We start from the raw sequence: 25,887 nt of genomic DNA, 5'->3' as shown, positions 1-25,887 counted from the left end.
ACCCGGACGTCTGCCACAACGGAGGACGAACAACGATGAACGAACGAGCCGACCGGCCCGACCGGCCCGCCGGGGCCTCCGGGACTTCCGGGTCCGCCCGGACTTCCGGGTCCGCCGGGTCCTCCGGGACTCCCGGAACCGCCGGTACGACCGGGAGCGCCCCGGGGGCCGCCCACCGCGTCCCGGTCCTCATCGTCGGCGGTTCCCTGGTGGGCCTGTCGATGTCGGTGTTCCTGGGGCGGCTGGGTGTCCGGCACACTCTGGTGGAGCGCCACGCGGGCACCTCCGTCCACCCCCGCGGGCGCGGCAACAACGTCCGCACGATGGAGCTCTTCCGGGTGGCCGGCGTCGAGGCGGACATCCGCAGGGCCGCCGCCACCCTCGCCGACAACCACGGCATCCTCCAGACGCCCACGCTGGTCGGCGACGCGGGGGAGTGGCTGTTCAAGCGGATCGACCCCGGAGACGGCCTTGCCCGCTTCAGCCCCAGCTCCTGGTGCCTGTGCAGCCAGAACGACCTGGAACCCGAACTCCTGGCGCACGCCACGAACCTCGGCGGAGACCTCCGCTTCGGCACGGAGCTGCTCTCCTTCGAGCCGGACGCCGACGGCGTGACGGCGATCGTGAAGAGCCGCGAGACCGGCGAGCACACCACCGTCCGCGCGGACTACCTGATCGCCGCAGACGGCCCCCGCAGTCCCGTCCGCGAGCAGCTCGGCATCGGCCAGAGCGGCCCCGGCGACCTCTTCCACAACATCAGCGTCACCTTCCGCTCCCGCCGCCTCGCCGACGTCGTGGGCGAACGCCGCTTCATCGTCTGCTACCTGACCGGCGAAAACTCCGACGGAGCCCTCCTGCCCGTCGACAACCGCGAGAACTGGGTATTCCACGCCCCCTGGCACCCCGACCGGGGCGAAACGGTCGAGGACTTCACCGACGAGCGCTGCGCCGCCCACATCCGCCGCGCGATCGGCGACCCGGAACTGGACGTCGAGATCACCGGCAAGGCACCTTGGCACGCCGCCCAGCGCGTCGCCCGCGGCTACCGCTCCGGCCGCGTCCTCCTCGCCGGCGACTCGGCCCACGAGATGTCCCCGACCGGCGCCTTCGGCTCCAACACGGGCATCCAGGACGCCCACAACCTCGCCTGGAAACTGGCCGCGGTCCTGGAGGGCTGGGCGGGCGAGGGCCTGTTGGACACCTACGACGCGGAACGCCGCCCGGTCGCCGAGGCCACCAGCGCCCGGGCCGCGGCCCGCTCGGTGGAGCACAGCCACCCGGGCTTCGCACCGCCGCCGGTCATGGGAGGCGGCGCCCCCGACGGCAGGCCCGGCGGAGCCCCCGGACCCGGCGGCCCGCAGCGCGGCATCCTCAACGTCGCCCTCGGCTACCGGTACCCCCAGGGCGCGGTGGTCGGCGCCGACCCGGCGACCCCCGTGGTCCCGGAGGGACTGGACCTCACCGGTGCCCCCGGCAGCCGGGCCCCTCACCTCTGGCTCCGCCCGAGCGGCGACGGCGACGCCCGCGTCTCCACCCTCGACCTCTACGAGGACTCGCTCGTCCTGCTCAGCGACGCGGCCCGGCCCACCGGCTGGCACGAGGCGGCGACCCGGCTGGCGGCCGACCTGCGCGTCCCGCTGAAGTCGTACCGCGTGGGCGGTACCCCGGAGGCCGACCTCGTCCAGGAGGACGACGACACCGACTGGGCGAGGGCGCACGGAGTGACCCGGGGCGGCGCGGTCCTCGTCCGCCCCGACGGATTCGTCGCGTGGCGTTCCCCGGGCCCGGCCCCGGACCCGGAGTCCACGCTGCGGCAGGTCGTGCGGACGGTACTGGCCCTGACGTGAGGTGGCCCGCGGGTCCGTGCCGCGGACGGGCGGCTGCCTCCCCGCGCAGGAAGGCGGGGAGGCAGGTCGGCGGACGGGTTCCGGCGGGGGCGGCGGGGCCGCCGGGGACGACGCAGGAACGGCTGTTCTCCCAGCCCCGTCCGTCGCCGTCGAGGTCGGAAGGAGCCGCCGTCGACGCAGTACGGATAACCGTTGGGGGCCGTGCCCGTGCCCGTGCCCGTGCCCGTGCCCGTGCCCGTGCCTGTGCCGCCGCCGTAGACGGTGGCGGTCTTCGACGTGGCGGCGATGCCGTCGCTGCCGGTGAAGACGCGGTCGCCCCAGGCGGTGAGGAAGTTCGCGTCGAAGCCGTTGACCATGTCGAGGTACTCGACGCCGCTGCCGTCGAGGCGGCGACCGCCACGCCGGCCGTCGTGATCAGGGTGCGTCTCGGCTTTCGCATGTCTCTCCTGCCGTCCGGCAACGATGTCTGGAGAGGGGGCGTTCGCCGGAGGGGGAAGGCGGGCCTCACGTGGGAAATGGGATAGCCCGTTCGCCATTTGCTCGCGGGCGGGACGAGCGCCGCGAAAGCTGAACCGCCGAACCAGTGACGGCCCGTCGATCCGCCCTTGTTGTCACCGAGCGTCGACCGGTGAACCACACGGCGAAGTGCATGGCGGACAGCGTCGGATGGGTCAGCCGGCACAGCTGGGAGTCGTCCCAGGCCAGCAGCGACAGGTCGTCCGGCACCGAGATCCCCATCTCGGCGGCGACGCCGAGCCCGGCGACCGCCATGATGTCGTTGTCGTAGAGGATCGCCGTGGGCCGCTCCCGGGCCAGGAGCAGGGAGCGAGTGGCGCGCGCGCCCTCCTCCCCCGAGAAGCTCGTCTCCGCGTGCGGGCCGCTTCCCAGACCGAGTTCTCCCATGGTCCGTTCCATGGTCCGTTCGAAGGCGGTCGTCCGGATGGCGCTGTGCCCCAGACCGCGAGGGCCGCCCACGTGAGCGACGCGCCGGTGCCCCAGAGCCGCCAGGTAACGCACCGCCTCGGCGACGGCGGCGGCGTCATCGGTCCAGATGAGGGAAAGCCCCCGGTCAGCGGTTCGACAAGCCCAGCTGCCGGGCCGCCGCGAAGATCCGCTCACGGGTGGCCTCGGAGACGCCGACCGCCACGTCGAGCACCAACCGCGCCACCTCGGTGCCGTCCGCCCGCACCCGGCGCAGTGTGACGGGGGCCCGCCACGGCTCGGCGGCTCGGCGGCCCAGGAGCTGACCGGCCAACAGTCGTTGATCTGCCAGACGACGGTGCCGGCGCAGAGCGGCCAGTGCGAGCGCCAGTGTTCGATGCCGGTGGCCACGGCGCGGGCCTGGACGACCTGGGTGAGGTAGTGCCAGCGGTCGAAGTCGCCCTCGGGCAGCGTGAAGTGGCGCTCCACGCCCCGGTTCAGCTTGCCGTTGCCGTCCTCGGCCCTCTGGTGGTGCAGCATGCCGGGGGAGTCCGGGGCGAGCCGTTCACCGGGCAGCGCGCGGCGCAGGGTGGCCATGGCGGGGGGCGCCTGCCAGCCGAACTCCGAGACGAAGCGGGGCAGGTGGGTGCCGTGGGCCGGGTCGTTGGGGTGGTGGTCCCACGAGCCCGACCAGGGACTGCCGGCCGTGTAGGGCCGGGTGGGGTCGAGCTCGGCGACGATGCGCGGCAGCAGGTACTGCCCCTGCCGTGCGCCCTCCCGAGCGGGCGGCAGGGCTCTCGTCGTTGTCCCCTTACAGGGCTTCTCGTTCCCCGTGAAGGCCGCGCACGCTCGCGGTGAGGGTGCCGTCCTGTTGCTCGTAGTGGGAAAGGGCGAGTCCGAGGCCGAAGAAGGTGGGGGCCCACTCGCCGACGAAGATTCCCCACCGGTCGGCGCGGGCGACACCAGTGCCGGGCTCGGCGTTGAGGCTGGTTGCCCAGGCGGCGATGGACAGGCCTATGGACACGAAGGCGGCCACGTAGGCGTGTTCGCTGCGGACGCCCTTCTGATGCAGCATTTGGATGATCATGAGTACTCCCTCCAGACCGTGCACGTTTGTGACGGAGTGCGGGTCAGCGTCTCGCCAGCTCGGCCCGTCGCACATCGACACCGTTCGCCCAAGCCGGCTGGTGCGGGGCGTTCACGGGGATGCGACATCAGCCGCGGTCCGGTCCGCCCTCGCTGGTGTCACTCACTGATGTCCGTGGGAAGCCCACTGACGGACATCGGCCTCAATGACGATCAGTGCGGTGCGCGCTGGTTCCCGTGTCATGTGTCTTTCGCCGACGAGGGATGAGACCGAGCAGACCCAGAAGGCCGGCGAGGCCCCAAAGCCCCCACCCTCCGTCATCATCGTCCTGCTTGGTGTCGTCTTGCGCTGCTCGCTGCGGGGCTTGCACGTTGGCTTCTTGGGCCACCACCGGTGTCTGCGCTTCCGCGGTGGCCGCTGCGGGTCCCGCGAGGAGAGCGGCGGCCAGGACGGCACCGACAGTCATGCGTCGCATAGGTCCTCCTTCTGTGCTTCGTGGACGGGGTCCTCTACCTATGGCGCCTGATGCCGGAGCACCGCGCAACTGCAGCGTGCATGATCGGCGCCCTCAAGGGGGACTACTGAGCCCATAGCCCGGGCCCCGCAGCCGTCAGGGGGCAATAGGCGGAACGAGTGCTTGACCTGCCGAGCTGCACATCAGCTCCGGGCCGATCGCCTCAGCTGTCGATTCACCCCACTCCCCACCCGTCCGTCGGCACCCGCGAACGGAGGCATGTCTCAAGCCGCAGCTTCGTACTCGTCTCATGCGCCCGGGCCTGTCCACCGCGGGCGCGGGCGTCGGCGGCGGCAGCAGCGACGAGCGGCGAGTACCGAGAACGGGACGTACGTCGGGAGGCGGCGGCGGAGCGGCCCTGCCTGCGGTCTGTACCGCGTCTTACGTGAGCACCGGCTCGCCCGGCGGGATGCGGAGTAGCCGAGCTGGTCATCGCCGTCGGCCGGCAGACGGCCCGACCGGTGCCCTGGCGGGAAGGTTCCCGGCCGGGCACCGGCCGCAGCGGATTGAAGCGCATGTACTCGCGTTTCGTCGCCCTGCGCATCCGGCCTGCCGGGCGCGAGATCCGCCAGGCCACGGACGGTCCGGATGGGACAGGCCCGAGAACACCGTCTGTACGAGCTCGTTGACATCCTTCACGCGAGGGTCAACGACGCCCATGACTCACCGCCCCCGAAAGTGAGCCAGGGCCGTTGATCGAATACTTCCCCGAGCTCAGGTGAGTGTGAGTGTGGTGATGCCGGTGGCGTCAGTGATGCCGGTGGTCAGGCACTTGATGGTGTTGAGTTGGGGGAGGGTGATGGTCTGAACCGCGCTGGATCCTTGGAAGGGGCCTTGGGTGACGGTGCCGGTGAAGGTGGTGATGACCTGGCCAGCGATGGCGGTGCTGCTGCCGCTGCCGGTGATAACGCTGGTGTCGCCGGTGTTCCAGGTGATGGCGCGCCGGCCGGTGAAGGGGCCCAGCAGGTCGTTGCAGCCGACGAACAGTGTGAACTGCTCTCCGTAACCACCGCTGGCGACTTGACCAGTCGCATCCAGGCATGAGGTGAAGGTGCCGGTGGTGCTGAGAGTGATCTCGCGAGCCTGGAAGAGGACTCCGGGACTGTAGGTGGTGTTCTCCGTACCCGTGCACTGGACGACCTCAAGCGGTGGCACTCGCACCGAGGCCGACGCGGTCGCCGACATCGTGGACATCCCCATGACCACGGTGGCAGCGACAAGCGCCGCCCACGAACTCCGCCTCATCTATACGGTTCCTTCCCTGGGGACCGGGGCTTCAGCCATGGTCCGGGCATCTATGGGATCCCCGCCCTCCCCCGGCCGGTGTGAGGCAGGCCGGGTACCGGTCGAGCGGATAGCGAAGGCGACGGTCCGAAGGAGCGTGGCCCGGCTCGGCGTCAGCCGACGAGATGCCGTGGGAGACGACGACGGCCTGTACGGAGCGCGCCGGGGAATGCCGTGACGTGCGGTGTGCTGGTACAGCCGATGTTCGAGTGGGCGGTTCCGCCGATCCGGTTGACGGGGCTGAGCAGGCAGCCGACGGCCGCTGCGGATACGGTCTGGATGCTGATCGTGTTGTCGTCTTGTCGTCGGGGCGTTTTTGACAGGAGACCTGCGCCTGGCTCTTGGACCGCCTGCCGGCAAGGGGCGAGGCCTGGGCTTTCTTGCTGGTCCGCTGTTCCCGTGCAGGTGACCAGGGGCCGGCCTGAGCGGATCGCGTAGTGGAGAGCGGCAGGGCGCAGCGTGAGCCGTGGTGAAGGCTACGGCGGCGATGTGCCGAAACGGTGCTCCCACGGATGCCCCCCATGAACGGTGCAAGCCGACCGACTGATCATGAACCTGACGTGAGGGGAGGACAAGACGTACGGGGCAGAAAGGTTGGGGCGCACGGAAGCACACACCGGCACCCGGACAGACAGTTCCATCGACTCGGAAGCTGTTGTCTTTCCGGACTTGAGGGCCGCGTTTCCGCTGGTCGGGTGTAGGGCCGCTGATCCTGTGGGAGCAGTGGCCTGTCGTGCAGTAACTCCCCGGTAGGTCGTGGATGCCGGCGGTGGTCGGGCTGTTGGAACAGCGTGAGCTGGGTGCCCGCCGTCACCTGGACGAGCTGAGGGAAGAGGCCGACCGTATCCAGGCCGAGGTGGCCGTGGCCGAGCTGGAAGGGCAGCAGTGGGTGATCGCCCGCGGGCGGGTCGATGCGGTGCTGACTCCAGAGGCGGCGACACCGCTGGCACGGACATCATCCCGGATGTGCGGGACACGGACACCCACCCGGCGGCCCGGGACGCGGTGAAGCCGAAATCGTAGGTGCCCATGTGGCCTGAGGAGCTGCCCTGGTCGGTGCTGTCGGTGGACCACCAGCGCACCCTGAAGGCGCTCGCGGACCGGGCTCCGTTCCATCAAGGGCCGCCTGGTCCGTCAGGAGATGGCCGCCGACTTCAGTAGGGGCGTGGTGCCGGCGTGGGTGGAAGCACTGCGGTGGAAGGCGAAACGCCTGGCCGCCCGGGGCCGGCTGGCCGAACCCGCGCCGGGCCGGTTCACGCCGGCTGCGGGCGTGAACGGGCCAGTCGACGGGTCATGAGCAGGGTCCCCGACCGGTGGACCACCGCCTCGGCGCTGGTGGTGCGACGTTCGTAGTCGCGGGCCAGGCGGCGGGTGCACGGCGGGTGCGCATCAGGTGGGCGAAGAGGCGCTGGACGATTCCCCGCTTGGGCAGCACCGCGAAGCCGCGCATGTCGTCGCCGCGTTCGACGATCGCCAGGACCAGAGCGAGCGTGTCCAGGCAGTACTCGACGAGAGACTGTCACGTTGGCCGACCGGGTGGGATGATCTCCGGATTGGTCAATGCCGTTCGAAAGGCACCGTGCCTTCCGGATGAGTGTTCACCGCAGGAACATCAGCCCTGATCGAGCGGATTGCACACGGTCCGTTCAACCCACTTTCCCGCCAGCAACCTCGCTGCGGCACAACCCGGTTTGCGTTCCGCCTGGTCTCGGAAAAGACGCACGAAGGACTCGGCGAAGCCCAACCGGGGGTACTGCCGCACGAGCGCGTCCCGGAAAGGCGCGCTGAACACCTCCAGGCCCGCCCCGGACACATCTGCGCTGGTCCCCACCTGCAAAAGCCGACTCTCGACGTCCACTTCCGGATCGACGTCCTCCCGCATGTGGAGCACGATCAGCTCGGCCGCCCGGCTGCGCCGATCGGTCGGCCAGCCGAGACCGGCCGTGAACACCCGGGCCAGGTGGCCACCGGCCTCTTCGAACGGAAGTGTGTGACTGTCGAAGGGAGGAACGAGAGCCAGATCGTGCAGCAACGCCGAGACGAAGAACAACTCACGGTCGAACTCCAGGCCCCGCTCCTGTGCCCAGGCCGCGCCGAAGAAATAGGACCGCAAGCAATGGTGGTAGAGCGCCTTGTCGGCATACTCCTCGCAGACCATCCGCGCGGCCTCCGCCGCCCGTCCACCGGGGACACGCACCCCTGCAACCTCGCTCGACATCCGCCCGCCTCTCCCATCGATCGCCTTCCGCACCCCCGGCATCCTCGCTCGGGGTGCCGGGGTGCAGGACGCCTGTAGTTTCGCGAGCGCAAGTGATCAACGTCAGTGGCGCTCGTGCCAACTTTGCGCAGGATCGGGCCACAATCCGCGAGCCGCCTGCCCGAAGGACGACGGCGGCCGGGGCCTGCGATACCCGTAAGCGGGTGCCGCGTTGGTTTGTCCCGCCCTCATGACCTCGGGTGCGGTACCGATCGGCACGGTCTCAGCGACCACCTCTCCGGTCCTCATGCCCGGACGGCGGCGCGGATATGAGACCTGGCTCGACCAGGACACGCTGATCCTGCGGACTCCGCTGCTCGACGGACGCATCCCGGTTGCCGTGATCGAACGGGGGAAGGTCGCGGACTCCGGGAGGCACGGCTTCGTCGTGCTCTCACCGCGCCGGAGGCCGACCGTCCGGAATGTTGGACGGTGCGCGGCCGTAGCGACCCCTGCTGCGCACGCGTCCGTCCACGCGCTCCGACAGGCCCTGCCCGTCCGTGACGCGCCCGGGACCCGGGCCGACCGGCGCCCCGTTTGTGGCCGAGGTGCCGGTCGGCGCCGACCGGCTTGGCACATCGCCGTGCCCCTCTACCTGTCGGCGGCCACAACGATGCTGATCGCCGACGTCCTCGGCGCATACGAGTGGCACGGCGTGCCGGCGCGCTGGTTGGCCGGGCTCCATCGCAGTACCACTCCGCCCCGGCGTGCGGGCGCGCTGGAGCCGCCCGGGAGGTGCGGCGGCTGCGCACCCGCGGTCTCCTTACCGAAGGACGTCGGCTGTACGTCGACGTGGAGGGCCGGGAGCACCGGTTGGACGGAACGTCCGAGTACGCGGAGCGGATGGTCATCTCGACTCGGCAGCCGGAAGCGGGCATCAGGTGACGGCGGGGCCGGAAGCGAATTGACGGGAACCGCTGGGCCCCACCGGTATTGCGGAAGCCCTTCATCGCGCGTTCACGCTGTCCTGCCGGCTGTTGTCCCTTCTCCGCCCGAACGTGTCGGGCGCTGGCTGGTCTCCGCCCTCCCGTCCGGGTCCGTCGCTAGCGTGACCAGGACAGTGGCCGGGCTTCCCCGGCCACGGGGGAACCACAGCGGAGGGTGCAAACGACATGACGTTCACAAGCTGGGAGGACCGGTCCGTCGTCGTGACCGGAGGCACGCGGGGTATCGGGTTCGGTATCGCCGGACTCTTCGCCCAGCAGGGCGCCTCCGTGTTGCTCACAGGCCGGAGCGAGGAGACGGCCCACAAAGCGGCGGACCGCCTCGCCCGGGCCACCGGTGGACGGGTCGCAGGCATGGGCGTGGACATGCGACGGCCCGAAGAGATCGAGAAGATGGCAGTCGAGGCCGAACGACAGTACGGAAGGATCGACGTGCTGTGCGCCAACGCCGGGATCTTCCCGGAACGTCCACTGCGCGAACTGACCGCCGAGGACGTGGACGAGGTCCTGGACGTCAACCTCCGGGGCTCCATCCTGTCGGTGCGGGCCTGTCTGCCCGCGATGGAACGAGCGGGCCGCGGCCGGATCGTTCTGACCTCCTCGATCACCGGCCCAACGACTGGCTACGCGGGATGGTCCCACTACGGGGCCAGCAAGGCAGGACAGCTGGGATTCCTGCGCGGCGCGGCTCTGGAGTTGGCGCCGTACGGCATCACGGTCAATGCCGTCCTGCCCGGAAACGTGCACACGGAAGGGCTGACCGGCCTCGGGCCGGACTACCTGCGTCGGATGACCGACTCCATCCCGCTGGGACGCCTCGGTGAGACCGCCGACATCGCACACGCCGTGCTCTTCCTCGCCTCCGACGAAGCTTCCTTCGTCACCGGCCAGTCCCTCACCGTCGACGGCGGTCAAACCCTCCCCGAGTCCCTGGACGCTTTCACTCCCCCCGCCCATCCCTGACCTCGGCCGGAAAGCCGCCCGGCGCTCGGACCCGCCCCCTTCCGGCCGGGTACGCGCGGCCCGCCCTGGACACGTCCGGGACCGCGCCCTCGCGCCGGGTACAGGGCCTCCTGGAGGCAGCGGCCGCCCCTGGAAGCCCCCCAACGCGCCCGCGGCCGCCGGGAGCACCCAAGAAGCCGGCGCCGCGGCTACCTCGCACGGTGAAGCACCGCCCGGCTTTCGCGACCAGCCGGCCACGCTGCGGCGGGAGCTGCCCGCCCGTGCGGAGCTCGCCGCGGGGAGCTGCCGACGGGCCGTGGAATCCTAAGTGCACCGCGTGCACCGCGTGCAAGCGGGCAGGGCGGCTCTCGGCACCGAGCATGCCCATGCAGGACACCGAATTACACGCACCGAACCGTGCGCGATGTCTTGACGTGTTCAGATACGTGATTCAGCATCCCTTCATCCCGATCGTTTCTGCATGCTTTTGTTTGGTCTTGGCGGTGGGCCCGGTCCAGAGCAGATGCCCTCCGTGTCACCCCACGTCACGAACGGATGATCATGCCCAGCAGACGTCGCACAGTCCGAGCCTTGGCGCTCGCCGCCCCCCTGGCGCTCGGCGCGGGGCTCGTCGCCATGCCCTCCGCCACCGCGGCCGACCCGCCGGACGCGGTCACCGTACGCGTCGATCCCTCGTATCAGCAGCAGAAGTTCGAGGGGTGGGGCACGAGCCTGGCCTGGTTCGCCAATGTCACCGGCGGTTATCCGGACCCCATCCGCAAGCAGCTCGTCGACATGCTGTTCGGCCGCGACGGCCTGCGCCTGAACATCGCGCGCTACAACATCGGCGGCGGCAACGCCCCCGACGTGCGCAAGGACTACATGAAGGCCGGCGCCACCATGGAGGGTTTCTGGAAGGCCCCCGAGGGGACCACTCGTGAGGACATGGACTGGTGGGACCCCCACGACCCGGACCACTGGAATTGGGCCGCCGACGCGAACCAGCGTTGGTGGATCGACCAGGTCAAGAGCAAGGTGACCCACTGGGAGGCATTCAGCAACTCGCCGCCCTGGTTCCAGACGGTCAGCGGATACGTCTCCGGAGGCTTCGACGCGAGCACGGACCAGATCCGCGCCGACCGCGCCGACGACTTCGCCACCTACCTGGTGAAGGTGACCGAACAGCTGGAGAAGAAGCACCGGATCGAGTTCGACACCATCGCCCCGCTCAACGAACCCAACACCCCCTACTGGGGGACCCGGCTGGGACCCGACGGCCAACCCACCGGCGGACGTCAGGAAGGTGCGCACGCCGGCCCCGCACTCCAACAGCAGGTGATCCTGGCCCTGCAACGCGCTCTCATCGGAGCCAGGACGCACGCCGCGGTGTCCGCGATGGACGAAACCAACCCGAAGATCTTCACCGAGAACTGGAACGCCTACGACTCGACAGCGCGCGCCGCCGTCGACCAGCTCAACGTCCACACCTACGGCACGGACATGCGCACCAGCGCCCGCGACGGTGCCAAAGGCGCGGGCAAGAGACTCTGGATGAGCGAGGTCGAGGGCACCTGGGGCACAGGAACCGACTTCACCGGCATGGAGCCGGGACTGGGCATCGCCACCCGCATGGTCGACGACATCCGCGAACTCGAGCCACTCGCCTGGGTGTTCTGGCAACCCATCGAGGACGCCATCCCCCAGGCGGCCGCGGGCAAGAACTGGGGCAGCATCCACATCCCGTTCAACTGCACCGCCGCCGACACCCTCGAAACCTGCCCGATCAGGACCAACAGCAAGTTCCACACCATCCGGAACTTCACCCACTACATCCGCCCCGGGGACCGCTTCGTCAAAACCGACGACCCCTCCAGCGCCGCCGCCGTGAACAAGTCCGGCACGGGCGCAACAGTGGTGCACGTCAACGATGCAACCTCGGCGCGCACGGTGACCCTGGACCTCTCCCGCTTCGGGCACGTCACCCCGCGGGCCTCCGTCACACCGGTGGTGACCAGCGCCGACGGCGCACTCGTCGAGGGCGATCCGGTTCGGGTGAGCGGTCGTTCCGCCACGCTCACCGTCCCTGCCGAGTCGGTCACGACCTTCCGCGTCGCGGGCGTCGGCGGCACCGCCCGGGAGGCCGCGCTCATCCAGCCCGGCCACGTCTACCGGCTGCAGGGCGTGCAGAGCGGCAAGTCACTGGCACCGGACGACGACCGCACCGGGCTCGTCATCCGCACCTCCGGCACCACCGACACCCAGCTGTGGTCCGTACGGAAACTGACCCACGGCAACGGCAACCGCGAGCGCTACTCGCTCGTCAACTCCGCTACGGGCAAGCGGCTCGCCGTGCGCGGCGGCGCAGCGGTCCTGGAGGACCCGGACTCCGGATCGGCCGACAGGGAAGCTCAGTGGATCATGTCGACGACAGGTGACGGCACCTGGACGTTCGTCAACGCCGCCACCAGCCGGCTGCTCGACGTCGCCGGCCACGCCACGGCGGACCGCTCCAGAGTGACGACCTGGACCCCCACGTCGGGCGCGAACCAACGCTGGGCCGTGACCGACGAAACGCCGCCACCCGTCTGAGCCGCGCCACGTCACACGGGTACCGTCTGCCGCGTCTTCGGTGAGAGACGCGGCAGACGGTACCCCGCAAAGCCGGCGGACACACCATTCGCCCGGACCCGGGCGCGCAGGACGATGGCCACGCCGACGCCTCCGAACCGTCACCCGAGCAGTAGTCCGGCCCTGCCGCCCGCCCTGGCCGCACAGGCGGATCACTGCCCCACCGGGGAACACTGCACAGCCGGCCCGCACACGGGTCCCCGACGCCGCTCACGGTGCATCCCGCTTCGGCATCGGAGAACAACCAGCGGCCCCGACCTTCGGCCCTCTGGGGACGGTCACAGTCGAGTCCGGGGATCTCGTAGTCCTCGCTTTCGCTCCGCTCCTGGCCGACGACCACCGCAACGGTCAAGACGCGACCGTGCCTGTCCGTGAACGTGACGATCTCGCTGTCATCCGTCGGAACGCTGCTGCATCCCGCGAGCAGCAGCGCCGTCGCCCGGCCCCCGTACATGTTCCCCGCGGTCCTGCAAGGGATCCTGTGGTCTCCGCCCGGCATGACAGTTCGGCACCGTGACGGTGATCGTGGACCAGCCCGCCTCCCTCGGTGCCCTTCCGCTGACCTCGGCCCGCGACGCGGGCTGCACGGTCGCCTACCTGCCCGGACTGGCCGTGCGCCGACCCGTCGACCTGTATCCCGGCGAGGCCGAGACCGCCGCCAAGGACTACGCCGTGATCGCGGATGCCGTCCGTACCATGCCGCACACCCTGCGCTCGCTGGAACTGACCGCCGAGTCGACCGTGCTGGTCGGCTTCGATCAGGGCCCCGCGGCCGAGTCCAGCCACACCGTCTCGTGGGACCGCGCTCCGCTCGCCGTCACCCGCTCGACGAAGCCGACCAGGAGCGTCGCCGAAGGCGGCGGAGCCCACCCGCGGCACGGAACGGGCGTCCAGGCCGACGCCGGCGTTCCTTTTGCCCCTCCTTCGGATATTCGGGCCCGATGGAGTCCCACGGTCCTCCGGACCTTCGCCCTTCCCTCTCCCGTAGTTAAGCTCCGGCGGTCAGTGTCACGGTCACCGGGCGCTCCCAACCCGGCCTCACGTAGGGCGATTCGACGGCCAATCAGCGGAAGACCAACGGAGGTGTCAGAAACAGTGCCACTCTCTCGCTCCTCGTCCAAGTCGGTACGCACCGGAATGGCAGTGCTCGGCGCGATGGCGATCGCGGGTTCCACCCTGACCACTTCGGTCGTGCAGACCGCGACCGCCGCACCCGCGACCGCCACACAGGCGGACGGGAATGACAGACACGACCGCAACGACTGGAACGCCAACGCCTACCGGGGCAAGGTCGAGGTCGTGCCCGCCGACGAGGACGCCGACGCCGGACGGGTGCTCACCGGCCGGGTGTTCCTCGACGGCGACCGCGACAGCCGCAACGACGAGCGCGAGCGCGGTCTGGCCGGCGTGGTGGTCTCCAACGGCCGCGACGTGGTGACCACCGATCGCCACGGCCGTTACCGACTGCCCGCCTACGACAACATGACGGTCTTCATCACTCAGCCGTCCGGCTACCAGGTACCCGTCGACGAGCACAACGTCGCCCAGTTCCACTACAACCACCTGCCCGCCGGTTCGCCCGAGCTGCGGTACGGAGGCATCGAACCCACCGGCCCGCTGCCGGAGGCCGTCAACTTCCCGTTGGTGAAGAACCAGGCCACCAAGGACCGCGAGCAGCACTGCGTCATCGCCGGCGACCTGCAGACCTACGACAAGGAGGAGGTCGGCTACGCCCGCGCCGGAGCCATCTCCGACCTCTCCCGGCGCAACGACTACACCGGCTGCGGCGCCCTGTTCATCGGCGACGTGGTGGGCGACGACCTCTCCCTGTACCCGGACGTCAGGGGACTCACCGCCGAACTCAACGGCCCGGTGCGCTTCCTGCCCGGCAACCACGACCTCGACTACGACGCGAAGACCGCCGAGCACTCCTTCGACACCTTCCGGGCTCACATGGCCCCGGCGTACTACTCCTACGACGTCGGCCGGACGCACGTCATTGCCCTCAACACCGTGCGCTACCCGTGCACCCCCGGCGTCGACAACAACGACGGTCGCCACACCAACTGCAACGACCCCGAGAACAGCCCCTCCTACAACGGCCGCCTCGACGAGAAGCAACTCGAGTGGCTGGAACGGGACCTGGCGAAGGTCCCCTCGGACAAGCTGGTCGTCGTGGCCGGGCACATACCGCTGCTGACCTTCGCCGACGAGGGCAGTGCCCGGCACCAGGTCGACCAGGTCCGTGAGATCTACAACCTGCTGGATGGCCGCAGGGCCGTCTCGGTGGCCGGTCACACCCATTCGATCGAGAACATGAAGACCGGCGACCTGTTCAAGGGCTGGCGCGACCTCTTCGGCATCGAGGGGCTGCCCTTCCCCCACATCACCGCCGGTGCCATCTCCGGTGACTGGTACTCCGGGAAGCTGACGGAGAAGGGTTACCCGGCCGCCGTCGGCCGTGACGGTGGCCGTCCGGGCGTCCTGACCCTGGACATCAAGGGCAACTCCTTCAAGGAGCGCTTCACCGTCACGGGTGAGAAGGACGACGTCCAGATGCAGCTCGGTGTCAACTCGCCCACCTACCGGCAGTGGTACGTCGACCGTCGGGTCTGGAACGGGAACAAGCAGGGCGAGGCCCCTGAGCTGGGCGACCCCCGCGTGGTCAGCCGGGACGACCTGACCGGCACCACCTGGCTGACCACCAACTTCTGGATGGGGTCCACCGATTCGAAGGTGGAGGCAAGCATCGACGGTGGACCTGTGCACAGGGCCGTGCGCACTCAGCAGGCCCGTGGTGAGAGCCAGTTGATCGGTCCGGAGTGGTCCGACCCGCACGCGGCCGCCCAGCAGTTGATCAACGGCGGCAGCGTGGCCGACCGCACCATGCACCTGTGGCGACTGGAACTGCCCTCCGACCTCGAAGCGGGAACCCACCACGCCAAGGTGACCGCAACCGACTCCTACGGACGCTCCTTCACCGAAACGCTGCGGTTCACGGTGGTCGAGGAGCGCTGACCGACAGCACCGCGGTCCACCGTGGTCCGCCACCTTACGCGGGGCCGTCGTCCATCGGCGGCCCCGCGGCCCGCGGGCACGGAAGGGACCCCCTTTCGAGGCCCGCATGTTCACCGGGTCGATCCCGCACCGCGACCAGTCCAGCTGTCCGGTGCGGGCGAAAACTCCGGCCGGGATTCTGCCGTCGTGGCGTTCGAGGCTGAACCGGCTTTTGAGGGTGTCGATGACGGTTTCGATCCACTGGCGGACGCGAGACCCTCCAGGGCGCTCACGACCACGGCGACGCCACCGTCTGCAGAAAGACGCTCTTCGCCTGGCTCAGTACTTTGCCGCATTGGCAGACGGCTGCTTCCGGCCGCACGCACCTGCACGTACGCGAAGACCCCGGCCTCAGCGTCTCCGCTGGTGACGGGGTCTTGGGCACACTTACACAGTGTGCCCCCGGCAGGATTCGAACCTGCGCACACGGCTCCGGAGGCCGTTGCTCTATCCCCTGAGCTACGGGGGCGTGTCGGTCGCGTTCGGTGTTGCTCGCGGCGACGGGTAGAACACTACCAGCTCGCCCGGGGTGGTCATGAACGGGTTTCCACGGTCGTGCCGCGCCCTTCGCCCGCCCCCGGCCGGCAGGCCACGGCGTCAGCCGTCAGGGCGTTGTCCCTCGCGCGGGGTGGAAGTGGGGAAAACCCGGACGCGGTGGCCGGTCCGGACCTACTCTCGAGTTGTGCCTAGGGCGTCTGGCCGGGTTCTTGTTGTCGACGACAACAAGGTCATCCGGCAGCTGATCAGGGTCAACCTCGAGCTGGAAGGCTTCGAGGTCGTGACCGCGGGCGATGGTGCCGAGTGTCTGGAAGTCGTCCATCAGGTGCGGCCCGACGTCGTGACGCTGGACGTGGTCATGCCTCGGCTGGACGGGGTGCGGACCGCCGCCCGGCTGCGTGCCGATCCGCGTACGCGGGACCTTCCGATCGCCATCGTCAGTGCTTGTACGCAGTACGAGATCGACGCAGGGTTCGATGCCGGGGCCGATGCCTTTCTGTCCAAGCCCTTCGAGCCGGCCGAGCTCGTCGCGCTCGTACGGCAATTGGTCGAGCGCAAGACGCGTGCGGGCGGTGCGGGCGCGTTCCGGGCCGTGTTCGGTGCGGCGGGGGAGAGTGGATCGCCGGCTCAGGCCGAGTCGGCCGGATGAGTTCCGTGCGCCGGTACACGGGGGCCGGTGCGCGGTTCGTCCACATGTCGGGATCAGTGCGGAACCTGTTCGCCTACCCACCCCCCTCCTCCCATACGCTTGACCCGTGACCCCCGCAGAGCTCTCCCGCACCGTGCTGCACGCGGTGCGTCGCGCTGTCGACGCGGGGGAGCTGAGCGTGACCGTTCCGGAGCGGGCTGTGGTCGCCCCGCCGGGCCCCGGAGGGTGCGGTGACTACGCGACCAACATCGCCCTCCAGCTGGCCCGGCCGGCCGGGCAGCCGCCGCAGCGGGTGGCCCAGGTGCTGCGGCCGTACCTCGTCGACGTCGACGGCGTCACCGACGTCGTCCTCACCGGGCCCGGGTTCCTCAACATCAGCCTCGGAGGGGCCGCCCCCGCCGCGCTCGTCGAGGAGATCCTCGGCGCCGGCGTCCGGTACGGGTACGCCGACGGACCCGACGGACCCGACGGACCCGACGGACCCGACGGACCCGACGGACCCGACAGGCCCATCGTGCAGCTGCACTGCCCGCACGACGTCCGTGCCGTCGTCGTCGCCGAAGTCGCCGCCCGCATCCTGCGGTCGCAGGGCGTGCTCGTCCGGGCCACGGCCGAAGCCTTCGAGGCCGAGTGGACCGCCGTCCTCGGGGTGCGCCTCGACGGGGCCGGACCGGCGCCCGCGAGTCTGCCCGTCAACGTGCGTCCCGTCCCCGCACCCGCCGACCCCCTGCCCCTCGGCCGCGACGCCGCCCGCTGGGCCCTGCTCCACCCCGCCGCCCACGACCGTCCCCGGATCGGAGACGAGCACCTCGCCCAGCGCGAGAGCAACCCGCTCTTCCGGGCGCGGTACGCCCACGCCCGCACCCGCGCCCTCGCCCGCAACGCCGCGGATCTCGGATTCGGCGCCCACCCCGGTCCGGTCACCGGTACTCAAGACCTCGTCGCCGCCCTCGCCGACCACCCCCGCGTGCTCGCCGCCGCGGCGACCCACCGCGCCCCCGACCGGCTCGCCCGGCACCTCGTCACCGTCGCCGACGCCGCGCTGCCCTTCCTGGCCACCGTGCTGCCGCGCGGCGGGGAGAAACCCTCGGCCGCCCACCGCGCCCGGCTCGCCCTCGCCGAAGCCGCCGGGACGGTGCTGGCCGGCGGCCTGACCCTGCTCGGTATCGACGCACCCGACCACCTCTGATGAGAGCACAGAAGACGTCATGAGCCGTTCCGCACACCCCGCCGGGCCCCGTCACGCCGATGTCCTTCCCGAGGGGCACTACTCCGCTCCGCCCGCCGACCTGAACGCCCTCGACTCCAAGGTCTGGGCGAGGACCGTGGAGCGGGGCGAGGACGGTGTCGTGACCGTCGGCGGGATCAGCGTCACGCAGCTGGCCGAGGAGTACGGCACTCCCGCCTACGTCCTCGACGAAGCCGACTTCCGGGCCCGCGCGCAGGCCTGGCGTACCGCCTTCGGGGCGGATGCCGACGTGTTCTACGCCGGCAAGGCGTTCCTGTCCCGTGCCGTCGTGCGGTGGCTGCACGAGGAGGGGCTGAATCTCGACGTCTGCTCCGGCGGCGAGCTCGTCACCGCGCTGTCCGCCGGGATGCCCGCCGACCGCATCGCCTTCCACGGCAACAACAAGTCGCCCCAGGAGATCGAGCGTGCCGTCCGCGCCGACGTCGGACGGATCGTGCTCGACTCCTTCCAGGAGATCGCGCGCGTCGCCCACATCGCCCAGTCACTCGGCAAGCGGCAGCGCGTGCAGATCCGCATCACCGTCGGGGTCGAGGCGCACACGCACGAGTTCATCGCGACCGCCCACGAGGACCAGAAGTTCGGGATTCCACTGGCCGGGGGGCAGGCGGCCGAAGCCGTGCGGCGGGCACTCCAGCTCGACGGGCTCGAGTTGATCGGAATCCACTCCCACATCGGGTCGCAGATCTTCGACATGTCCGGCTTCGAGGTCGCCGCCCACCGGGTGGTCGGGCTGCTCAAGGACATCCGCGACGAGCACGGGGTCGAGCTGCCCGAGATCGACCTCGGGGGCGGGCTCGGGATCGCGTACACCAGTGACGACGACCCCCGCGAGCCGCACGAGATCGCCAAGTCGCTCACCGAGATCGTGACGCGGGAGTGCGAGAGCGCGAAGCTGCGCACGCCGCGGATCTCCGTCGAGCCCGGGCGCGCCATCGTCGGGCCCACCGCCTTCACGCTCTACGAGGTCGGCACCGTCAAGCCCCTCGAGGGGCTGCGCACCTACGTCTCCGTCGACGGCGGCATGTCGGACAACATCCGCACCGCGCTGTACGACGCCGAGTACACCGTCGCCCTGGTCTCCCGCACCTCCGACGCCGAGCCCATGCTCGCTCGGGTCGTGGGCAAGCACTGCGAGAGCGGCGACATCGTGGTCAAGGACGCCTTCCTGCCGGGGGACCTGGCGCCGGGGGACCTCATCGCCGTACCGGCGACCGGGGCGTACTGCCGTTCCATGGCCAGCAACTACAACCACGCGCTGCGTCCGCCCGTCGTCGCCGTGCGCGAGGGTGAGGCCCGCGCCATCGTGCGGCGGGAGACGGAGGAGGATCTGCTGCGTCTCGACGTCGGCTGAGGGCCGGACGCCGGGCTCGGCACCGAGGGGGCGGAGGCGGAAGATCTTCCGTCTTCCGCCCCCGCGAAAATGAAATAAACGTCTCATGATGCGGACGAATGGCAGGAAATCCCGTCCGGTGCGTGAGACTGGTCGAACCGCAGACGGTAAGAGGAAACGAGGTCGGATGATGCGTACGCGTCCGCTGAAGGTGGCGCTGCTGGGCTGTGGAGTGGTCGGCTCAGAGGTGGCGCGCATCATGACGACGCACGCCGACGACCTCGCCGCCCGGATCGGAGCCCCGGTGGAGCTCGCGGGCGTGGCCGTACGGCGGCCCGACAAGGTGCGGGAAGGGATCGACCCCGCCCTGGTGACCACCGACGCCACCGCGCTCGTCAAGCGCGGGGACATCGACGTCGTCGTAGAGGTCATCGGCGGCATCGAGCCCGCCCGGACGCTCATCACCACCGCCATCGAGCACGGCGCGTCCGTGGTGTCCGCGAACAAGGCACTCATCGCCCAGGACGGTGCCGCGCTGCACGCCGCGGCCGACGAGCACGGCAAGGACCTGTACTACGAGGCCGCCGTCGCCGGCGCCATCCCGCTGATCCGGCCGCTGCGCGAGTCCCTGGCCGGTGACAAGGTCAACCGGGTCCTCGGCATCGTCAACGGGACGACGAACTTCATCCTCGACGCCATGGACACCACCGGCGCCGGGTACCAGGAGGCGCTCGACGAGGCCACCGCCCTCGGGTACGCGGAGGCCGACCCCACCGCCGACGTCGAGGGCTTCGACGCCGCCGCCAAGGCCGCCATCCTCGCCGGGATCGCCTTCCACACGCGCGTGCGCCTCGACGACGTCTACCGCGAGGGCATGACCGAGGTCACCGCCGCCGACTTCGCCTCCGCCAAGGAGATGGGCTGCACCATCAAGCTGCTCGCCATCTGCGAGCGGGCGGCGGACGGGGGATCGGTCACCGCGCGCGTGCATCCCGCGATGATCCCGCTCAGCCATCCGCTGGCGAACGTGCGCGAGGCGTACAACGCCGTCTTCGTGGAGTCCGAGGCCGCCGGGCAACTCATGTTCTACGGGCCCGGTGCCGGCGGCTCCCCGACCGCCTCCGCCGTGCTCGGCGACCTCGTCGCCGTCTGCCGGAACCGGATCGGCGGCGCCACCGGACCGGGCGAGTCCGCCTACGCCGCACTGCCCGTCTCGCCGATGGGCGACGTCGTCACGCGCTACCACATCAGTCTCGACGTGGCCGACAAACCGGGCGTGCTCGCCCAGGTCGCGACCGTGTTCGCGGAGCACGGTGTCTCCATCGACACCGTGCGGCAGTCCGGCAAGGACGGCGAGGCATCCCTCGTCGTCGTCACCCACCGTGCGTCCGACGCCGCCCTCGGCGGTACCGTCGAGGCGCTGCGCAAGCTCGACACCGTGCGGGGTGTCGCCAGCATCATGCGGGTTGAAGGAGAGTAACCAGCAATGACCCACCAGTGGCGCGGAATCATCGAGGAGTACCGGGACCGGCTGCCCGTCTCCGACAGCACGCCCGTCGTGACGCTCCGCGAGGGCGGCACGCCGCTCGTGCCCGCGCAGGTGCTCTCCGAGCGCACGGGCTGCGACGTCCACCTCAAGGTGGAGGGGGCGAACCCGACCGGGTCCTTCAAGGACCGCGGCATGACGATGGCCATCAGCAAGGCCAAGGAGGAGGGTGCGCAGGCCGTCATCTGCGCGTCCACGGGCAACACCTCGGCCTCCGCCGCCGCCTACGGCGTGCGGGCCGGCATGGTGTCGGCCGTCCTGGTGCCGCAGGGCAAGATCGCGCTCGGCAAGATGGGCCAGGCCCTCGTGCACGGCGCGAAGATCCTCCAGGTCGACGGCAACTTCGACGACTGCCTCACGCTCGCTCGCGCGCTGAGCGACAACTACCCCGTGGCGCTGGTCAATTCGGTCAACCCGGTACGTATCGAGGGGCAGAAGACGGCCGCCTTCGAGATCGTGGACATGCTCGGCGACGCGCCCGACATCCACGTCCTGCCGGTCGGCAACGCGGGCAACATCACCGCGTACTGGAAGGGGTACAAGGAGTACGCCGCCGACGCGGTCAGCACGAAGACGCCGCGCATGTGGGGCTTCCAGGCCTCCGGCAGCGCCCCGATCGTGCGCGGCGAGGTCGTCAAGGACCCGTCGACCATCGCCACCGCCATCCGCATCGGCAACCCCGCATCCTGGGACCTCGCGCTCGCCGCGCGGGACGAGTCGGGCGGTGCCATCGACGAGGTGACCGACCGTGAGATCCTGCGCGCCTACCGGCTGTTGGCCTCCCAGGAGGGCGTCTTCGTGGAGCCCGCGTCCGCCGCGTCGGTCGCCGGTCTGCTGAAGGCCGCCGAGCTGGGCAAGGTCGACCCGGGGCAACGCATCGTGTGCACCGTCACCGGCAACGGCCTCAAGGACCCCGACTGGGCCGTCGCGGGCGCCCCGCAGCCGGTCACCGTCCCGGTCGACGCGGCGACGGCGGCCGAGCGCCTCGGCCTGATCTGACCGCCCCGACCGAGGGCGCGGTCCGGCAGCCCTGACCCGAGGACGCGTCCGACGGCCTGGCCACGCCCCTGATCCGACTGCCCGGACGGGGCGCGGCCCCACGGTCCGGATCCGAGGTCGCGCCCATCTCACCGGCGTAAGAGGGCGTAAGCGACGCTCGGCCGGGAAAGTCCTTTACGGGGGGTGCACAGGGGGCTTACGACACGCATCGTGCGCCTCCCGTGCGCCCTATGTCGCCACAGAACCTTCCTTCGATAGGCTGTACCGAACCCGCCTGCCGCATATGCCGCGGCGCCGCGCTGTCTCCGCGGTCCGGAAGCGGCTGGTGGCGGCCGGTCCAGGCCGGTCGCGGCCGACCGTGTTCCGGCACGGGCCGGTCGTTCGGCAGGAAGCGGCGAGCCCCAGGGCCCCGTACGTCATCGAATGTCATTCGACAGTCACGCAGCTCAAGGAGAGTCATCGAGCGATGGCCGGTCCAGCCTTCCGCGCCGCCGCCGTCAGGGTGCGCGTCCCCGCCACCAGCGCCAACCTCGGCCCGGGCTTCGACGCCCTCGGCCTCGCGCTGGGCTTGTACGACGACGTGGTCGTCCGGGTCGCCGACTCCGGGCTGCACATCGACATCGCGGGTGAGGGCAGCGAGACCCTGCCGCGCGATGAGAAGCACCTCCTCGTCCGTTCCCTGCGCACGGCCTTCGACCTGCTGGGCGGACAGCCGCGCGGTCTGGAGATCGTCTGCGCCAACCGCATCCCGCACGGCCGCGGCCTCGGCTCGTCGTCCGCCGCCATCTGTGCGGGGATCGTCGCCGCGCGCGCGGTGACCATAGGCGGCGAGGCCCGTCTCGACGACGGCGCGCTGCTCGACCTCGCCACCGAGATCGAGGGTCACCCCGACAACGTCGCGGCCTGCCTGCTGGGCGGCTTCACCCTGTCCTGGATGGAGTCCGGCGCCGCCAGGGCGATCAGGTTGGACCCCGCCGATTCCATCGTTCCGGTGGTTTTCGTGCCCGGGAAGCCGGTACTGACGGAGACCGCACGAGGTCTTCTCCCGCGAACCGTCCCGCACGTCGACGCCGCCGCCAACGCCGGCCGCGCCGCGCTGCTCGTCGAGGCCCTCACCAGGCGTCCCGAGCTGCTGCTTCCGGCCACCGAGGACCGCCTGCACCAGGAGTACCGCGCGCCGGCCATGCCGGAGAGCGCGGCGCTGGTGGAGCGGCTGCGCACCGACGGCATCCCCGCGGTCATCTCCGGCGCGGGGCCCACGGTGATGGCACTGGCCGACGCCGACACGGCCGACAAGGTCGAGGCGCTGGCCGGCACGGACTGGGCGGCCAACCGACTCAGCCTGGATCAGCAGGGCGCGAGCGTCCTGCCACTGGCGACCTGACACGGTTGCCGGATTTCGAGAGGGGGAATGTTTGTTGGATCCGGTAGTGTTAATCTCAAGTCTGCACCCGACCCCACCATGGCGAGGTGCCTCGTGTCCCCGTCCGGGACAGACATTCTTCCGGGAGCCCCCCAAGCCGCATTGTGCAGTGGACGTCGTACGTGAGCAGTACGGCCGACGCGGACACTGAGCGGCCCGCCGGGCACGCTTCGGAACCGGTGCGACCACGCCGCGTGACACAGACACTGGGTGCCACGGCCAGGGGTCGCGCCATCACCAGATATTCCTTCCGCCGTTCAGGCGGACCACCGCCCCGGCACGGTTCGCACAGCAAGGACCGAAGCCGGACAGCACAACCGGTCGCCGAGCCAGACAGGCCGACGTCCGCTCCAGGGAAGGACCCTTCGTGAGCGACACCACCGATCTGATGGGCGCACGTGTCGAGGAGACCGCTGCCGCGCCCGCCACGGACGCCTCCGCGCCTGCCACCGGTGCCGGCTCCCGGCGGCGCCGCGGTACCGGCCTCGAGAGCATGGTGCTGGCCGAGCTGCAGCAGGTCGCATCCGGCCTCGGCATCAGGGGCACCGCGCGTATGCGCAAGAGCCAGCTGATCGAGGTCATCAAGGAGGCGCAGGCCGCCGGGGGAGCCCCCGCCAAGGCCGCGCCCGCCGCCGCGGACACCGCCGGCGAGACCAAGCCCAAGCGCCGCAGCACCTCCCGTACCCGTACGGGCGAAGAGGCCCCCGCCGAGAAGGCGGAGAAGGCCGGCAAGGCGGAGAAGGCCGAGAAGAAGGCGGACAAGACCGCCGCGGACAAGGCCGCCGCCCAGCAGCAGATCGAGATCCCCGGTCAGCCGTCCCCCAAGGTCTCGCCGTCGGGCGAGCAGGCCGGTGACGAGGCCGCCTCCGAGCGCCGTCGCCGCCGGGCCACCGCCGACGCGGGCAGCCCGTCCGCCGCCACCGAGACCGTGGCCGTGGAGACCCGCGGCGAGCCGAAGGCAGACGCGTCGGCCCAGCAGCAGGGCCAGGGCGACGCCCGCTCCGACGGCGAGGGCGGCGAGGGCCGCCGCCGCGACCGCCGGGACCGCGGCCGCGACCGTGACGGTGGCCGCGACCGTGACGGTGGCCGCGACCGCCGGGGCAAGGGCGACGACCAGAACCAGGGCGGCGGACGCCAGGACCGGCAGCAGGGCGGCGGCCGTCAGGACCGCCAGCAGGACGACGGCTACGACGACGACGGCGGCGGCCGCCGCGGCCGTCGGGGCCGCTACCGGGACCGCCGGGGCCGTCGCGGGCGCGACGACGTGCAGGAGCCGCAGATCGCCGAGGACGACGTCCTGATCCCCGTCGCGGGCATCCTGGACATCCTCGACAACTACGCGTTCATCCGCACCTCCGGCTACCTGCCGGGTCCGAACGACGTGTACGTCTCCCTCGCCCAGGTCCGCAAGAACGGCCTGCGCAAGGGTGACCACATCACCGGCGCGGTCCGTCAGCCCAAGGAAGGCGAGCGGCGCGAGAAGTTCAACGCCCTCGTCCGGCTCGACTCCGTCAACGGCATGGCGCCCGAACACGGCCGCGGCCGCCCGGAGTTCAACAAGCTGACGCCGCTGTACCCGCAGGACCGCCTCCGTCTGGAGACGGACCCGGGCGTCCTCACCACCCGCATCATCGACCTCGTCGCGCCGATCGGTAAGGGCCAGCGCGGTCTGATCGTGGCCCCGCCGAAGACCGGCAAGACCATGATCATGCAGGCGATCGCCAACGCGATCACCCACAACAACCCCGAGTGCCACCTGATGGTCGTCCTCGTCGACGAGCGTCCGGAAGAGGTCACCGACATGCAGCGGTCGGTCAAGGGCGAGGTCATCTCCTCGACCTTCGACCGCCCGGCCGAGGACCACACCACGGTCGCCGAGCTCGCCATCGAGCGCGCCAAGCGCCTCGTGGAGCTGGGCCACGACGTCGTCGTGCTGCTCGACTCGATCACCCGCCTGGGCCGTGCGTACAACCTCGCCGCCCCGGCCTCCGGCCGCATCCTGTCCGGCGGTGTCGACTCGACCGCCCTGTACCCGCCGAAGCGCTTCTTCGGTGCGGCCCGCAACATCGAGGACGGCGGCTCGCTGACCATCCTCGCCACCGCCCTGGTGGACACCGGGTCCCGCATGGACGAGGTCATCTTCGAGGAGTTCAAGGGCACCGGCAACGCCGAGCTCAAGCTCGACCGGAAGCTCGCCGACAAGCGCATCTTCCCCGCGGTGGACGTCGACGCGTCCGGCACCCGCAAGGAGGAGATCCTGCTCGGCAGCGAGGAGCTCGCCGTCACCTGGAAGCTGCGCCGGGTGCTGCACGCCCTCGACCAGCAGCAGGCGATCGAACTGCTCCTCGACAAGATGAAGCAGACCAAGTCGAACGTCGAGTTCCTGATGCAGATTCAGAAGACGACGCCGACGCCGGGCAACGGCGACTGATCCGCCGCCGGACCCGACCCGAAGTCCCGTTCCGTCACGCAGGTGACGGGGCGGGACTTCCGGCTTGTGAGGACCGTTCGTGTGCGACCTTCGCCACAAGCGGCGGTTCCCCGGCCGCCTGCGGGTACCCGGACGGGTGCCCGCGGATTCCCAGGTCACCGGCGGGGGTCGGCGCACCGCGAACACACTGCGTAATCTTTTTCGCACCTAATGGCCACAGACCGTTGTGCAACCCTGTCCCGAGTTCCGCCGTCTCGGTCACGGAGGGACGATGGTGAGGA

General features: G+C 70.5%; 15 protein-coding genes, 1 tRNA gene and 7 pseudogenes. 14 read left to right on the top strand and 9 right to left on the bottom strand.

Annotation, left to right across the window (positions count from 1 at the left end; all coding sequences use genetic code 11):
• Nucleotides 1-35 precede the first annotated feature (35 nt).
• Nucleotides 36-1,847: an FAD-dependent oxidoreductase gene (locus IE142_RS18370; protein ID WP_191886783.1), complete on the top strand. Its 1,812-nt coding sequence runs from the start codon at nucleotides 36-38 to the stop codon at nucleotides 1,845-1,847.
• Nucleotides 1,848-2,351: 504 nt separating this feature from the next.
• Here IE142_RS18370 and IE142_RS38785 read toward each other — a convergent pair.
• The 4 genes and pseudogenes from IE142_RS38785 to IE142_RS37670 form a co-directional block, all read right to left on the bottom strand.
• Nucleotides 2,352-2,923: pseudogene (locus tag IE142_RS38785) on the bottom strand (substrate-binding domain-containing protein); the annotation flags it as partial.
• Between the two features lie 154 nt (nucleotides 2,924-3,077).
• Nucleotides 3,078-3,533, bottom strand: a pseudogene (locus IE142_RS38780) (glycoside hydrolase family 2 protein); the annotation flags it as partial.
• Between the two features lie 46 nt (nucleotides 3,534-3,579).
• Nucleotides 3,580-3,855 carry a hypothetical protein gene (locus tag IE142_RS18355; RefSeq protein WP_191886782.1) on the bottom strand — a complete coding sequence of 92 codons (276 nt, stop codon included), beginning with the start codon at nucleotides 3,853-3,855 and terminating at the stop codon, nucleotides 3,580-3,582.
• A gap of 202 nt (nucleotides 3,856-4,057) precedes the next feature.
• Nucleotides 4,058-4,321 carry a WGxxGxxG family protein gene (locus tag IE142_RS37670; protein WP_368857235.1) on the bottom strand — a complete coding sequence of 88 codons (264 nt, stop codon included), beginning with the start codon at nucleotides 4,319-4,321 and terminating at the stop codon, nucleotides 4,058-4,060.
• 464 nt (nucleotides 4,322-4,785) lie between these two features.
• On the opposite strand from IE142_RS37670, the pseudogene IE142_RS36745 reads away from it, so the two are divergent.
• Nucleotides 4,786-4,959 (top strand): annotated as a pseudogene (locus IE142_RS36745) (IS701 family transposase); the annotation flags it as partial.
• Between the two features lie 124 nt (nucleotides 4,960-5,083).
• Here IE142_RS36745 and IE142_RS18350 read toward each other — a convergent pair.
• Nucleotides 5,084-5,614, bottom strand: a complete 531-nt coding sequence (locus IE142_RS18350) for a hypothetical protein (RefSeq protein ID WP_191886781.1) — start codon at nucleotides 5,612-5,614, stop codon at nucleotides 5,084-5,086.
• A gap of 799 nt (nucleotides 5,615-6,413) precedes the next feature.
• On the opposite strand from IE142_RS18350, the pseudogene IE142_RS38775 reads away from it, so the two are divergent.
• Nucleotides 6,414-6,950 (top strand): annotated as a pseudogene (locus tag IE142_RS38775) (hypothetical protein).
• 315 nt (nucleotides 6,951-7,265) lie between these two features.
• Here the strand turns inward: IE142_RS38775 and IE142_RS18340 are convergent.
• Complete coding sequence (locus IE142_RS18340; protein ID WP_191886780.1) at nucleotides 7,266-7,871, bottom strand: HD domain-containing protein; 606 nt, start codon at nucleotides 7,869-7,871, stop codon at nucleotides 7,266-7,268.
• Nucleotides 7,872-8,743: 872 nt separating this feature from the next.
• Nucleotides 8,744-8,905, bottom strand: a pseudogene (locus IE142_RS39360) (IS6 family transposase); the annotation flags it as partial.
• Between the two features lie 117 nt (nucleotides 8,906-9,022).
• Between IE142_RS39360 and fabG the strand changes: the two are divergent.
• The 4 genes and pseudogenes from fabG (at nucleotide 9,023) to IE142_RS18320 (ending at nucleotide 15,442) form a co-directional block, all read left to right on the top strand.
• Nucleotides 9,023-9,817 carry a 3-oxoacyl-ACP reductase FabG gene (gene fabG, locus IE142_RS18335; RefSeq protein WP_191886779.1) on the top strand — a complete coding sequence of 265 codons (795 nt, stop codon included), beginning with the start codon at nucleotides 9,023-9,025 and terminating at the stop codon, nucleotides 9,815-9,817.
• A 540-nt stretch (nucleotides 9,818-10,357) separates the two neighbouring features.
• The gene (locus IE142_RS18330) at nucleotides 10,358-12,385 is read left to right on the top strand and encodes an RICIN domain-containing protein (protein WP_191886778.1); all 2,028 of its coding nucleotides are present in this window, start codon (nucleotides 10,358-10,360) and stop codon (nucleotides 12,383-12,385) included.
• Nucleotides 12,386-12,925: 540 nt separating this feature from the next.
• Nucleotides 12,926-13,213, top strand: a pseudogene (locus IE142_RS18325) (IS110 family transposase); the annotation flags it as partial.
• A 348-nt stretch (nucleotides 13,214-13,561) separates the two neighbouring features.
• Nucleotides 13,562-15,442: a calcineurin-like phosphoesterase C-terminal domain-containing protein gene (locus IE142_RS18320; RefSeq protein ID WP_191886909.1), complete on the top strand. Its 1,881-nt coding sequence runs from the start codon at nucleotides 13,562-13,564 to the stop codon at nucleotides 15,440-15,442.
• Nucleotides 15,443-15,586: 144 nt separating this feature from the next.
• On the opposite strand, the pseudogene IE142_RS39355 reads toward IE142_RS18320, so the two are convergent.
• Nucleotides 15,587-15,697: pseudogene (locus IE142_RS39355) on the bottom strand (IS982 family transposase); the annotation flags it as partial.
• 181 nt (nucleotides 15,698-15,878) lie between these two features.
• A tRNA-Arg gene (locus IE142_RS18315) sits at nucleotides 15,879-15,950 on the bottom strand.
• A gap of 213 nt (nucleotides 15,951-16,163) precedes the next feature.
• Here IE142_RS18315 and IE142_RS18310 point away from each other — a divergent pair.
• From IE142_RS18310 to rho, 7 genes are all read left to right on the top strand, one after another.
• Nucleotides 16,164-16,628, top strand: coding sequence for a response regulator (locus tag IE142_RS18310; protein ID WP_229830647.1), 465 nt, complete (start codon nucleotides 16,164-16,166; stop codon nucleotides 16,626-16,628).
• A gap of 106 nt (nucleotides 16,629-16,734) precedes the next feature.
• The gene (gene nrtL / locus IE142_RS18305) at nucleotides 16,735-17,817 is read left to right on the top strand and encodes an ArgS-related anticodon-binding protein NrtL (protein WP_191886776.1); all 1,083 of its coding nucleotides are present in this window, start codon (nucleotides 16,735-16,737) and stop codon (nucleotides 17,815-17,817) included.
• A 19-nt stretch (nucleotides 17,818-17,836) separates the two neighbouring features.
• On the top strand, nucleotides 17,837-19,228 hold the full coding sequence (gene lysA / locus IE142_RS18300; protein WP_191886775.1) for a diaminopimelate decarboxylase: 1,392 nt from the start codon (nucleotides 17,837-17,839) through the stop codon (nucleotides 19,226-19,228).
• Between the two features lie 166 nt (nucleotides 19,229-19,394).
• A complete protein-coding gene (locus IE142_RS18295; protein ID WP_043379906.1) occupies nucleotides 19,395-20,687 on the top strand; it encodes a homoserine dehydrogenase in 1,293 nt (430 codons plus the stop codon).
• Between the two features lie 6 nt (nucleotides 20,688-20,693).
• A complete protein-coding gene (thrC, locus tag IE142_RS18290) occupies nucleotides 20,694-21,752 on the top strand; it encodes a threonine synthase (RefSeq protein WP_043379902.1) in 1,059 nt (352 codons plus the stop codon).
• Between the two features lie 466 nt (nucleotides 21,753-22,218).
• On the top strand, nucleotides 22,219-23,136 hold the full coding sequence (gene thrB / locus IE142_RS18285; protein ID WP_191886774.1) for a homoserine kinase: 918 nt from the start codon (nucleotides 22,219-22,221) through the stop codon (nucleotides 23,134-23,136).
• A 406-nt stretch (nucleotides 23,137-23,542) separates the two neighbouring features.
• Nucleotides 23,543-25,606, top strand: a complete 2,064-nt coding sequence (gene rho / locus IE142_RS18280; RefSeq protein ID WP_191886773.1) for a transcription termination factor Rho — start codon at nucleotides 23,543-23,545, stop codon at nucleotides 25,604-25,606.
• Nucleotides 25,607-25,887: the final 281 nt, after the last annotated feature.

The sequence above is a fragment of the Streptomyces mutabilis genome, from assembly GCF_014649815.1.
Classification (GTDB): Bacteria; Actinomycetota; Actinomycetes; order Streptomycetales; family Streptomycetaceae; genus Streptomyces; species Streptomyces mutabilis.
This window is presented reverse-complemented; position numbering and strand designations above follow the sequence as displayed.